The 12424-nt window shown below is 67.4% G+C and carries 11 protein-coding genes and 1 pseudogene; 5 read left to right on the forward strand and 7 right to left on the reverse strand.

Annotation, left to right across the window (positions count from 1 at the left end; genetic code table 11):
- Positions 1 to 290: 290 nt before the first annotated feature.
- Both ACWEKS_RS11515 and ACWEKS_RS11520 read right to left on the reverse strand, forming a co-directional pair.
- Positions 291 to 575: a hypothetical protein gene (locus ACWEKS_RS11515; protein ID WP_379380806.1), complete on the reverse strand. Its 285-nt coding sequence runs from the start codon at positions 573 to 575 to the stop codon at positions 291 to 293.
- Entirely contained in the window at positions 572 to 721 is a 150-nt protein-coding gene (locus ACWEKS_RS11520) for a hypothetical protein (RefSeq protein WP_452339979.1), read from the reverse strand. Before ACWEKS_RS11520 ends, ACWEKS_RS11515 begins: the two co-directional genes overlap by 4 nt.
- Before the next feature lie 588 nt (positions 722 to 1309).
- Between ACWEKS_RS11520 and ACWEKS_RS11525 the strand changes: the two genes are divergently transcribed.
- The 4 genes from ACWEKS_RS11525 to ACWEKS_RS11540 all read left to right on the forward strand — a co-directional run bounded on the left by ACWEKS_RS11525 (position 1310) and on the right by ACWEKS_RS11540 (position 6567).
- Complete coding sequence (locus tag ACWEKS_RS11525; protein ID WP_452339980.1) at positions 1310 to 2839, forward strand: carbohydrate kinase family protein; 1530 nt, start codon at positions 1310 to 1312, stop codon at positions 2837 to 2839.
- Positions 2840 to 2958: 119 nt separating this feature from the next.
- The gene (locus ACWEKS_RS11530; protein WP_452339981.1) at positions 2959 to 3804 is read left to right on the forward strand and encodes a GTP cyclohydrolase II; all 846 of its coding nucleotides are present in this window, start codon (positions 2959 to 2961) and stop codon (positions 3802 to 3804) included.
- Between the two features lie 77 nt (positions 3805 to 3881).
- Entirely contained in the window at positions 3882 to 4550 is a 669-nt protein-coding gene (gene ribA / locus ACWEKS_RS11535; RefSeq protein ID WP_452339982.1) for a GTP cyclohydrolase II RibA, read from the forward strand.
- Between the two features lie 187 nt (positions 4551 to 4737).
- Positions 4738 to 6567 (forward strand): AMP-dependent synthetase/ligase, encoded by a 1830-nt coding sequence (locus tag ACWEKS_RS11540; protein WP_452339983.1) that lies wholly within the window; start codon positions 4738 to 4740, stop codon positions 6565 to 6567.
- 101 nt (positions 6568 to 6668) lie between these two features.
- Here ACWEKS_RS11540 and ACWEKS_RS11545 read toward each other — a convergent pair whose 3' ends face one another.
- Complete coding sequence (locus ACWEKS_RS11545; RefSeq protein ID WP_452339984.1) at positions 6669 to 7976, reverse strand: phthiocerol/phthiodiolone dimycocerosyl transferase family protein; 1308 nt, start codon at positions 7974 to 7976, stop codon at positions 6669 to 6671.
- Positions 7977 to 8109: 133 nt separating this feature from the next.
- On the opposite strand from ACWEKS_RS11545, the gene ACWEKS_RS11550 reads away from it, so the two are divergent.
- Positions 8110 to 8661 carry a TetR/AcrR family transcriptional regulator gene (locus ACWEKS_RS11550; protein WP_452339985.1) on the forward strand — a complete coding sequence of 184 codons (552 nt, stop codon included), beginning with the start codon at positions 8110 to 8112 and terminating at the stop codon, positions 8659 to 8661.
- A gap of 74 nt (positions 8662 to 8735) precedes the next feature.
- On the opposite strand, the pseudogene ACWEKS_RS11555 reads toward ACWEKS_RS11550, so the two are convergent.
- The 4 genes and pseudogenes from ACWEKS_RS11555 to ACWEKS_RS11570 all read right to left on the reverse strand — a co-directional run.
- Positions 8736 to 8949, reverse strand: a pseudogene (locus ACWEKS_RS11555) (hypothetical protein); the annotation flags it as partial.
- 949 nt (positions 8950 to 9898) lie between these two features.
- On the reverse strand, positions 9899 to 10825 hold the full coding sequence (locus tag ACWEKS_RS11560; protein WP_452339986.1) for an IS110 family transposase: 927 nt from the start codon (positions 10823 to 10825) through the stop codon (positions 9899 to 9901).
- Between the two features lie 92 nt (positions 10826 to 10917).
- A complete protein-coding gene (locus tag ACWEKS_RS11565; RefSeq protein ID WP_452339987.1) occupies positions 10918 to 11058 on the reverse strand; it encodes a hypothetical protein in 141 nt (46 codons plus the stop codon).
- A 414-nt stretch (positions 11059 to 11472) separates the two neighbouring features.
- Positions 11473 to 12078 carry a hypothetical protein gene (locus ACWEKS_RS11570; RefSeq protein ID WP_452339988.1) on the reverse strand — a complete coding sequence of 202 codons (606 nt, stop codon included), beginning with the start codon at positions 12076 to 12078 and terminating at the stop codon, positions 11473 to 11475.
- Between the last annotated feature and the right edge of the window lie 346 nt (positions 12079 to 12424).

The raw sequence follows: 12424 nt of genomic DNA on the forward strand, positions 1-12424 counted from the left end.
TGATGGTGCTGGTCATGGCGGTGGTGGTGATGTCGATCATGGGGCCCTCCCTCGGCCGTGCACGCCCGCGGCAGGATCGCTGCCCGTTCGCGCTGTGGTGCGCTCGGTCGCGGTCGATGTCCCGCGCCGGGCTGTCTGCTCCCTCATCGAATGCCGGTCGGTCGCAACGTCATCGAGTCTCCTGCTCCCGCCCTGAATGTCGGCTGTGCCAACTCCTTTCCCCGTTGTCGACCCACGGGCGGTACCGCGGTCGAAGATCGTCACGACCCCGTTTCCGGCGTCGCCTGTGCTCATGCCGACCGCCGGCGCAGCAGAAACATCGCCTGCTCCACCGGAATCCCCAGTTCGCCCGCGCTGGCGATCAGGCGGCCCTGGACGATTTCGTCCCGCGGATACGGATCGACGGCGACGATTTCGGCCAGGACCATGGCCGCCAGCGCCTGGGCGCGGGTCAGCAGCCGATCCGGCAGCCAGCTGCACCGCCACGCCAAGGTCCACCTGTCGGCGACCCGCACGGCGTTCTCTCCGGTGACGTCGCTGGTCATCGTCCAGTCGTCGGTAGCGTAGATGGTCACGAGTCCCCCCGTTCCTGCCGGCGCCTGCGCAGGATGTCGCAGGCTGCTTCGATATCGATGTCGAGTTCGGCGGCGATGCTCTGCACGCGCTGCCACACCGTGTCGGAGCCGACGAGCGTGGTGCACAGGATTTCGGTGAGTTCCATTGCCGCCAGCGCTTGTTCGCGAGTCAGCAACGGCCGAGACCGCCACCTGAGCTCCCATGCCGGTTCCGGGCAGTCCGGGCGTCGCTGCGCCCATTCGAAGACTGCGATGCTGCTGGTGATCGAGTTGACACTGGGATAGATCACGGTGGCCCCCCCGGGGCGGAAAGGGTGTCGCCCTCGCGCGGCCGCTGGATGCCGGTACCGGCCGACCCTCGAAAGGCGACCGGCCGGTGGGCCGTCGCCTGCGAATGATGGTGTCGGCCAGCGCGATTGGCGACAGGGATGGATGGTGTCGGTCGCGGCGCGGACGGATTCCGTCCTAGCCGACCGCGACATCGATGTCCTGCTCCGCATCGCACTCGCTGGTCGCCCCGCGTCTGTGCCGGCGGATGTGTCGAATCAGTAGAAGCACTCCGGACACCGGACCTCCCGAACCTGCCTGGTGGGCACGGTACTTCGTCACCATCAGTATGGCATTTGCCCGGGCTCTGTGGTTTTTGCCGCTCGTACCCGGCATTTGCCGCTGCGACAACCGAATTGACGTTTTGGCTGTTCACTAAACATGTTCGGCGGTATTCTTGGGGTCTGATGGCCACCGACAACATTCCTCACGGCCCCGGAGCCGCCATCGTGGCGCCGGACAACGCTGTCTTCGCGGTCGTCGCGGTACTGAAGAGCCTGCGCACGCGGGCTGGCCTGCGCTCCGGGCGGATCCAGAAGACTCAGGTCGACACCCGGAGTCTGCTGCGGCTCAGCGTGGTTCGTCGCTACGCTCACCTGGGCGGAACCACCTCCGAGGGTGCGCTGACCGAGGCGCTTCGGCACGCGGCATGCAAACTGGACAGCACCGACCGATTGATCGTCGACGCCGAGCTGTGCCTGGGGTTGTTCGGTGATGCCAATCGGCCGCGGGGCATCGATCTCGCCAAGTTGTACGGCGAGAAACTCATGGACCGCCGCCGCTATCTCACCCTGCACTGGCGCCGGCTGCACGAGGCGGTAGGTGCGACAACCATTCCCGCCGCGCCGAGCGTCCGCACCATCCGCGATGCCCCGGAGGAGAAGGCGTTCACCGCGCTGGCGACGCTGCTGACCTCGGAATCCGATCCCGAAGCGGCGGAACGGCAAACGGTGACGATCATCGGTGACGCGGTCATGGACATGGCCGTCGAAACGGACCACTTCCCCGAGCCGGGCATCGATATGTGGGGAGACTTCCGGCGGCGCCCGGGCGGGAAGGGGCTCACGCGAGCGGTCGCGCTCTCCCGCCTCGGGCTCGACACCCGCCTGCTCACCGCGATCGGTCAGGACAGCGAAGGCGCCGAGATTCTGGAATACCTCGCCCAGGAGGGCGTCGATACGAGTCTGATCAAGGTCGTGCCGGGCGCAAGCACCCCGGTGACGGTCGTGATCACACCGCAGGACGGCGCGGACTACACGAACATCGCGGCCAAGGCCGGTCGTACCCAGCTCGCCTCCGCGGACCTCGAGGTCGCGTCCAATCTGCAGGCGATCACCGACGTCACCGCGGTCGTCCTGACCTTCGAGCAGTCGGTGGCGGTCATCGAGCGGGCCCTGGAGGCGGTCAGCGCGCAGAACAACGCTGTCGATACGGCGAGCTCGCCCTGGCTGATCGTGAACGCGACTCCCAAGCGCCCACTCACGCACGCGATGAGTGTCAATCTGTCCGCGATCGACTATCTGGTGGGTTCACCCGAGGAACTCGCGGCACTGCGGCCCGACGCGCCGCCGGAGACCGTCGCGGCCTGGTTGCTGAAGCGTGGTGTGGGTGCGGTCGTCGTCATCGAGCGATCGCGATGCACCATCCACCACCCGGGCGCACGGACCGTGGAGGTGTCGCGCTTCGACAACCCCATGCCGGGTGTCACCGGTGCGGCCTCGGCCTTCTCCGCCGCTTTGACCTATCGGCTGGTCACTCATGACCGCTCCGCGGAAACCGCCGATTTCGTCTGGGCAACAGCGGCAATGGCAGACCTCATCCGGCGCGCCGCGCGAGTGCCGGCCGGTCGTCCCGCCCCGGCCGCCATGCCGTCCGCGGACGCCATAGACGCCATCGTCGCAGGTGAACCGGACGCCGACGCGTCGACACCGGAATGATCCCGCGTGAAACAGGGCGCGGTTCCCGGGCCCGATATACGATCGCTCGCGGCTCGTCGTGTGCCCGTGATTCGTGATCGCCTCACCACTGTGCATCCCATCCCCGACCGGAGGATCGCTTGACGACAGCGAACGTGCAGTCGCTGCATGACGAGACCGAGCATGTCTTCACCCGCTACGGCCGCAGCATCACCGTACGGGTGATTCCGCTCGATTCCGACGAAAGTCTCGGTCACGCGCTGGTTTTCGGTCGAATCGAACCGGACTGTTTGGTTCGTATTCACTCGCGTTGCCTATACGGCGACGCCCTGCATTCCGACGACTGCGATTGCGGCCCCGAGCTCGACCTGGCCATGGACATGATCCAGGCCGAGGGCCGAGGGGTGCTGCTCTACCTCGAACAGGAGGGCCGCGGAGCGGGCCTGGTCGGCAAGGCTCGCGGATATTCGCTGAGTCAGCGCGAGCAGCTGAACACGTTCGCCAGCTATGCGCGGCTCGGGCTGTCCCCGGACTCACGCACCTACACCGCCTCCGCGAAGATGCTGCTGAATCTGGGACTGGCCTCGGTGCGCTTGCTGACCAACAATCCCGACAAGGTCGAGCAATTGCGTGCCGTCGGCGTGAAGGTGCAGCCGGTGCCGCTGCTCATCCTGCCCCGCAATCCGTGGGTGTATCAGTACCTTCAGGCCAAGCGCGAATACCGCGGGCACAAGTTGCCCCAGGGCTGGGGCGTCCTGCGTACTCTGCGCGCATTGTCGAACGCGACGTTCGCCACGGCGTTCGGCGCCACCTGCGCGGCCGTGGCCGGTGTTGTCGGGCACGGCACCGGCGTCGAGTGGATCGTCCCGGTGGTGGCGGCCGCGGCGGCCATCGCCGGACTGGCGGTGGGCTGCTGGGCTCCCCAGCGCACCCGGCTGCTGCGTGCCCGGGCCCGCCTGATGCGGAGTCGCCTCTCCGGGTTCTGAGCTCTTCGGACAACTCATGTCCTGAAATCGACCGCTCGGCCATAATTGCCAGAGGCAGGGCGGCAGGTGGACCAGGCGTGAAAGAGCTTCAGGCAACCGCACATTCGTTGCTCCGGAAGGGGCGTGAGTTGCGGGTGCGGGTGAAGGAAGTGCGCGACGAAACCGGTGTCGGGCACATGCTGATCTTCGGGGAGCCGGCGGATGACTGCCTGGTACGCATCCATTCCCGGTGTCTCTACGGCGATGTGCTCGGCTCCCAGGACTGTGACTGCGGACCCGAGCTCGAGCTGGCCATGGACCTCATCCAGGGCGAGGGCGGGCAGGGTGTGCTCATCTATCTCGAGCAGGAGGGCCGCGGCGCGGGCCTCGAGGTCAAGGCGATGGGATTGCATCTCGGCGAGGAGACCGGGGCCGATACCTTCGATGCCTATCGCCGCCTGGGGCATCCCGACGACTCGCGCACCTACGACCATGCCGCGTACGCGCTGGCCGCGCTGGGCCTGCGGTCGGTGCGCCTGATGACCAACAACCCGGACAAGGTTGCCGCGGTGCGCGATGCGGGGCTGATCGTGACGGCGGTGCCGCTCGAGACCGAGCCGCGCAGTCCGCAGGCGGCGCTGTACATGGCGGCGAAAGCCGAACGGCGCAGCGCTTATCCGGGGCGGCATGCCGGCATCGGGCGGGACCCGGTGGCCGGACCGCGGGGGCGCAGCTTCGATTCCGCCGCCCGCCACCAGGATCGGTAATTTCGGCCACCGACGTGGCCGTGTAGCCCACGACACAACGGTGATGATCTGGTTACGATGAGTGAGCCGCGCCACAGACGGCGCGTGGCCATCGCGTGATCGGGTTGGTCGTTCTCTCGGACGTCGGGGTTCGCGCAGGTGGGTGCGCGTGTGGCGGGCGAAGCGAGAGGCAATCGGGGAAAGGGTTATGACGACTGACATCGGGTATGCGCACGCATCTGGGAAAACCGTTCACACGATTCCGCAGGCATTCCAGGAGACATTGACGCTGCGGCCGGGGCAGGTGGCGTTGCGGACCGTCGGGGGGACACAGCAGATCACCTGGCGCGAGTACGGGGAACGGGTGCGCGCCATCGCGGCGGGACTGGCCGGATTGGGGGTGGGGCGCGGGGACACCGTGGGGATCATGCTGACCAACCGGCCGGAATTCAATCTGGTCGACACGGCGGCGTTGCACGTTGGGGCGACGCCGTTCTCGATCTACAACACCAGCTCCGCCGAGCAGATCGCGCACCTGTTCACCAATGCCGAGAACAAGGTCGTGATCACCGAGCCCGCGTTCCTGGACGTGGTGCGCGGGGCGGGCGTCGAGCTGGAACACATTGTGCTGGTGGAGGGTTCGGCGGCGGGCACGCTGACCCTGGCCGAGGTGGGGGCCGCGCCGAAGGCGGACTTCGACTTCGATGCCGCCTGGCGGGCGGTGCAGCCCGACGATGTCGCGACGCTGATCTACACCTCGGGCACCACCGGCCCCTCCAAGGGCGTGGAGCTCACCCACGCGAATGTGGTGGCCCAGATCGTGGGCCTGGTCGAGGGCCCGCTGACCGTCGGCCTCGACGACCGCTCGGTGTCCTACCTGCCGGCCGCCCATGTGGCCGACCGCATTTCGGGCCACTGCGCCAACCTGTTCACCGGCGTGCAGATGACCTGCGTGCCCGACCCCCGCGAGATCGCCGCCGCCCTGCCCGACGCCCGACCGACCGCGTTCTTCGGCGTGCCGCGCGTGTGGCAGAAGATCAAGGCCGGGATCGACGCCAAGCTCGCCACCGAGGCCAGCCCGGTGAAGAAGGCCCTCGCCAACTGGGCGCTCGGGGTCGGCGCGCAGGCCGCCCGCGCGGATCTGGCCGGCACCGGCCGTGGCCCGCTGCTGGATGTGCAGCACAAGCTGGCCGACGCGCTGGTGCTGTCGAAGCTGCGTCACGCCCTGGGCTTCGACGAGTTGCGCGTCGCCGCCTCCGGTGCGGCCGCGATCCCGCCGGAGACCCTGGAGTACCTGCTGGGCCTGGGCTTCACGGTGACCGAGGTGTGGGGCATGTCGGAGACCTCCGGCGTCGGCACCTACACCCCGCTCGCCAGGCCGAAGCCGGGCACCGTCGGTGTTCCGTTGCGCGGGCTGGAGATTCGCCTGGGCGAGGACGGGGAGCTGCTCGTCCGCGGCGGCATCGTCACCCACGGCTACCGCAAGATGCCCGACAAGACCGCCGAGGCCATCGACGGCGACGGCTGGCTGCACACCGGTGACGTCGCCACCATCGACGGCGACGGCTACATCACCATCGTGGACCGCAAGAAGGAACTCATCATCAACGAGGCGGGAAAGAACCTGTCTCCCACCAATATCGAGAACACCGTCAAGGCGGTGTCCTCGCTGGTCGGCCAGGTGGTGGCGATCGGTGACGCCAAACCGTTCATCTCCGCGCTCATCGTGCTCGACCCCGACACCGCGGTGGTGCGGGCCAAGGCCCTGGGCACTCCCGACGCCGAGTTGAAGACCCTGGCCGCGCACCCGGAGATCGTCGCCGAGATCAAGGCCGCGGTCGCCGCGGCCAATGCCAAGCTCTCGCGGGTGGAGCAGATCAAGCGCTTCACCATCCTGGATCTGGGCTGGGAGCCCGGCGGTGACGAACTCACCCCGACCCTCAAGCTCAAGCGCAACCCGATCGCGGCCAAGTACGCCACCGAGATCGCCGCGCTGTATCTGACCCCGCCGCCGGACGGCGTGATCAATATGAGCTGATCCGGGGGCACGCCACCGGAACAGAGGTGGGCCTGGACGAGTCGTCCGGGCCCACAGCCGTTTTCGCGTCCACTGCGATGGGCGCCGCATCGCCGGTGGCGTCACCCGCGCGCCGCGGCCGTCCAGGTCACCCGGGCCAGCAGATCGCTCATCGACTCGGCGATCCGCCCCATCTGGCGGTGACTGTGCTCGGCGGTGTCGTATTCCACCTGAATCGTCAGCCGATCTCCGACCGTGAAGATCGTCATCTTCGGCGGCATACCGGCAGCCATCGCGAACACCTCGTCCCGCACGAACTCCAGGCCCGGCGGCATCGGATGCGCGGGCAGCCGGCCCATATTCGACAGTGCGATTGCTGGCGCACCCGACAGCATCGCCGCCACCTCCGGCGCCAGCGCCCGCTGCGCGGCCCGCATGAACAGCGCCGGGAACCGTGTGTCCAGCATCTGCCGCATGGTCGCGTCGACCACCGCGCCCAGTGCCCGCGGATCGGCATCCCGATCCACCAGCGCCGGGGTTCCCGCCCCCGAGGCGCAATTGAGCATCGTCGAGACCGGCAGTCGCGGCGACAGTTCCGGCCGCAGATCTGCGGCATGCCCGCACATCAACGGCAGCGGCCCGTCCTCGGCGAGCTCGGCGCGCACCGCCGCCAGGGCGGCGCCGGCGAGCAAGCTGTTGACCGAGATCGCTTGTGCGCGCGCTACCTCCACCAGCTCGCCGGTGTGCCGGGGCGACAATTCGATGCGGCGCAACGCCAATCGCCCGCCGGGATCGCCCGACCCGTCGCCGTCGTGCGGCAGGGTCCGCGGCGCGCCCTCGGGCCCGACGGTCGCCGCCATCTCCATTACCTGCGCGAGGAATCCGTCGACCTCGGCGTCGGTGGTGACCCGCGCCAGCAGTCGATCGACTCCGTCGAGCAGGTCCCGATCCGAATCCTCGAGCGGTAGTGCCGTTCCCGCGAAGTGTGCGCTGTAGCGCCGCCACAGCTCGTCCAGCAGCGCGAAAGCCGAACGCCCATCGCTGATCCCGTGATGGATGACCAGCACGATGCGGCTGTCCACGGGCCCGCGCAGCAGCACCGCCCGGAACAACCCCGCACTCCAGTCCGGGCGGGTGTTGACCAGTGCCCAGTACTCGTCGACCTCGCCGTCGCGCACCTCCAACGGCGGCACATAGCCCTCGTCCACATCGAACCGCGACACCCCCGCCACGGTGACGACCCGGCTGCGCAGCAGCACATGCCCGGCCGCGAGCTCGCCGAGCACCCGCCGCAGCACGGCGGGATCCACCGCACCGCGCACGGTGGTGCCGATGAACAGCGGCATCCCGCCGATCGGCACGCTGCCGAGACGGGTGTCGGTGGCGAAATAGCCGGTTTCGAAAGGGGACAACAGTCTCTGCTGAGTCATGTCGAGGCTCGTACTTCCGTGTGATGGATCGTGCCGAACTCGACCATACACACGTTTCACACGAACGTACAAAACATCTGTTTGAAACAACTGTTACAAACGACCGTTTCACCCGGTGCTAGGCTCTACCGCCGTGGGAACCCGAGAAGATCTCCTCGCCGCGACCAAGCAGTGCCTGGCCGACCGCGGCTACGCCCGCACCACCGTGCGCGACATCGTTGCCGCCTCCGGCGCCAACCTCGCGGCCATCAACTACCACTTCGGCACCCGCGACAAGCTGCTGAACCAGGCCATGCTCGAGGCCACCGCCGCCGCCGTCCAGCAGATCCTCGACTCCCTGCCCGCCGATCGGGCCGGCGACCCGGCCGTGCGCCTGAACACCTTCTGGCACAAGCTGATCGACTCGTTCACCACGGACCGGGTGATCTGGACCGCCAATATCGAATCCGCGGCCCAGGCCCTGCACTCCCCCGCCCTGCGCGCGGAAACCGGTGCCGCACAACAACAAGCCCGCGCCGGCCTCACCGAAGCCCTCGGCGCCGGCGACCCCGCCATCGGCGCACTTCTGCAAACCCTCATCGGCGGACTGCTGGTCCAATACCTCATCGACCCCGACCACTCCCCCACGCCCGAGGATCTCGCCGCGGGCCTACGCGGCCTGGCCGAGCTCTCGACCCCCGGCTAGCCACCTGCGCCCGCCGGTGGGCACGGCCGGCCGAGCCGCCGCCGCTGCCACACCGCGACGGTCCTCGGATGTCCGAGTCGGGCGAGGACTTCGTGCAGTTCGTCGGTAGCGGCCGCCAGCGCGCGGGCCGGATCGGCGGTTGTCGACCAAGCGGCAGAATTCGGTGCGTTGCGGCTCCCACTGTTCGGGCGTGAGCAGGTAAGCAGCCGGGTCTGCGTTACGGCGTGAGCCTGGCACGTGCACATCGCCGCGACGCATGCCATCCCGCAGGCCGAGCAGCCCGCACAGGCGAACACTCTGCTCGACGACGGCACCGGCACCGCGCCGGCATTCCTGAGATCACGAGGAACCGCCCTGGCTGAATGCCCGCAGCACGACATCGACGACTGGTTCGCCGATGGCCCCAAGACGCGCCGTGGTCGCCAAGGTCGACAAGAACGCACCCGGCTGCTATCCGTTCCTGGCCCGCGCCATGGAATTGGTTCCCGCCCAAGGAGATTGACACCCTGGTTTCCGGGGATCGGGCCTCCAGAGACGGGCGACATGCCAGGACCGTCGGCTGCCTGGGCGATGGCGGCCCAGCCGACGCGGTCGGTCACCAGCCAGACCAGGCCGGCCGCCCAGGCGGGGTGACGGGATGCGTATCTCCACAGCAGCCACCCAACCGTGGCCGGATGACCGACGATCATCGTATGTGGCACATCGGTCCCCGCGCCACGCAGAGACGAAGCCCCCGACCGCTACAGCCACGGCTCGGCGTCCGGGGATGGACTGCTGGATGAAACAGGTCCGCGAGGCCGGACTGCCCGAACTCGAACCCTTCTTGACCGGTCTCGATCAGGACCATGACGCCGCCGTCGCGGGCCTCACCCTTCCCTGCAGCAGCCCCGATCGAGGGCGTGAACACGAAGACCAAGCTGATCAAACGGCAGATGTATGGCAGGACCGGCTTCCAGCTACTCCGCCACCGAATCCTGGACTGCTGCACTATCAGGCGACAGCTGTGATCACGTGGCCTGACTGGCCGGTGGGGTCATGGTTCGATCGGCGTCAAACGACCGAGGGCGGTCTGCCGTCGCCGGCGGTGGTAGGACCGCTCGATCCACGTCACGTGGACGTCAGGATCGCACTTCTGGATTGGTCTGTGTAATGCTGCGGCCAGTCAGATCCGTCCAGCGGCTGCCGGCGACCGGAACCTGGTGCGCTGCAGAACATCCGGTAATGGCTCCCCTTTATGTCAAGAGGCGGTTTGCAGTTGGTTAGGCTGGGTGGTGGTGAGTCCGGGTTGTGGCTTGTCCGAAGGATCGGTGTTCGGGGTAGAGCCGGTCGCGCTGGAGTCAGTAGTCGCCCCCGAGTGCCCTCCCGGGCTCGCCGCGTCTCGTCGTCGCTGGTCGGTGAGCATCTGCTGGTAGACGACGTTGGACAGGCGCCGTTTCAAGGCGCGCATCGCTTCCATGGAGGTCTTGCCAGCGGCTTTCTTGCCGTCGTAGTAGACCCGGCCCGGGGTCGGGTTACGTAGTTGGACCACGGCCATGATGTGCAGGACATGATTGATTTTCCGGTTGCCGGCGCGGGAGAGCCGATGCCGCTGCTGCTGGCCGGAGGAGGCGTCCAAGGGCGCGGTGCCGTTCCAGGACGCGAACCGGTCACGGAAGGCGAAACGGTGGATGGTGTCGGTATCGGCGAGAAGCCGTGCCGCGCCGGAGGGGCCGATGCCGTGCAGGTCCATCAGGGTCGACCCGCGCGCGACCACCAGTTGTTCGAGTTCTTTGTCCGCGGCTTTGGTTTTCCGGTCGACGACCTCGAGGTCGTCGATCAACTCTGTCACCAGCCGCAGCCGGACTGTCGCCGCAGCATCGCCGGGTTCGACAGCCTCGGCCAGGGCGCGGGCCTGCCTGGCCGACAGGAACCTCTTGGCGCCACCGGGTATCAACTCCAACAGCAGCCGGTGGATCCGGTTGAGCAGTTCGGTGCGGGCACGACCGAGCTCGTCACGACGATCGACCAGCAGACCCAACGCGACCAGCTCCGGATCGGCCTGTACCTGATGCAGATTCGGTGACCGCAACGCTGCCAGCGCGACAGAATGCGCATCGACCGGGTCGGTTTTGCGTCCGTTGCCGGTGGCGAACACCCGCACCTGCGCCGACAGTTTCGCGGGCACGTCGATGACGGTCTCCCGTCGGCGATCAGCCGGTGCGCCACATGCCGACCGACACCGTTGCATCCCTCGATCGCCCACACACGCTGCGGGAATCATTGTGCGGCGGTAGGCATTTCGTCGTATCCGGCGGTATCGGTGCCGTAACGGCCGGTAGCGAGGATCGTCGCGTTCGAATCGATGATTTCGATGGTGGCCGAGCGTTTGCGCGGGTCCATTCCGATGATGACCGGCATCGGTATCCTTCCAGATCGACGGAGGGGTATCCGTGCGAGAAGGCACCGCTACTTCGAGCCCGAGCAGACCCCTTTCCAGCCACACCCGCACGGTAACCCGGTGGGACGCAAGCCATTAGCGAGCCACACCGATACTGCTGGCGGGCAGCCGATTAGAGAGCTTCCCACCGGGTACCTGGGACTGATCCTGGCCGGGATCAAGTCCTACCACCAGTCTTAAGTAGCCGCATACCGCGCTGACCGAACCGGCCAACGCGAGGCGCCGGCGGCCGGAACCCGCTGCGGTGCAGAACGTCCGCAGCTGCCGCTGGTCGCGCTGACCGGACCGGGAGCCTCGGCCCGCCTACCGTCACTATTCGCCCGATGGCGGATACGGTATCGGGCGGGCGGCAAAGGCCGGTGGGCATCGAATGCTCAACGTGGGTAGCCGATTTCGATGATGTCTGGCTCCAGATCGATGAGGTCGGCATCAGGATTGAGCCCCGTCACCACCGTGGGCGTCAGTGGCAGCAGCGCGTACACGTGCTGGACTGCCGCCAGGCTCACCTCGGCCTCGTAGTAATCCTGGGCCCATTGCCGGTAGCCCTCGGGTGTACCTTCGACCAGCAGCTCGAACAATCCGCGACCGCCACGGTCGGCGGCAGACACGCCCCAGCCGGTGTCGCGAGGTTCACGCCAGAAGCACACCGTAGCAAGGGGCGAACCGTCGTGATCGGCGAACGCAGGCTCGGTGACGTAGGGACCGAAGACCGCTGGCGCAGCATCGAGTACCTTTGGGGCATTGGGTGTTTCATGGTCGAACCCGCGGCCATAGACACCGACGGTGGAGAAGACGATGAACCAGTCGTCACCGGAGCCGTTACGCATCGAAGCCATCTCTTCGGCATCGCCCCAGCGGCTGTTGAACGAGTAGTAGCGGGCCTCCCACTCCGGGCTGAGAACAGCATCGAGCATTGCCATCGCCCGACAGCGGTTACGAAGGATCGGAATGTCGGGAAGGCGGCGCAGCAGTTCGTTCACAGTGCCATCTAACACAGCACCACCGACACCTACTTCGACCGATCTCTCGCGTCACCCGAAAACGCACAACGTCCGCACAGCTGTGTACCGCGCTGACCGGCCGGACGGGGCACGGTGACGGAAGATCAACTGGCCGTTGCCATCCGAGTCCGGACGAACTCACGGGAGTGTCGGATTAACGGCTCTGTCCCTCTTGCGGTGGTGACTGCGCGTCGGTGACGGCACGATGTTCCGGTGCGTGAGGTGAATGGGCCTGCAGCCGTGGGCTTTTCAGGGATATGGCCACTGGTGGTCGAGGATGTTGTCGATGAGGGCGAGCGGATCCTGGTGCGGGCGAGGACTCCGG

Source organism: Nocardia sp. NPDC004711 (assembly GCF_053601595.1).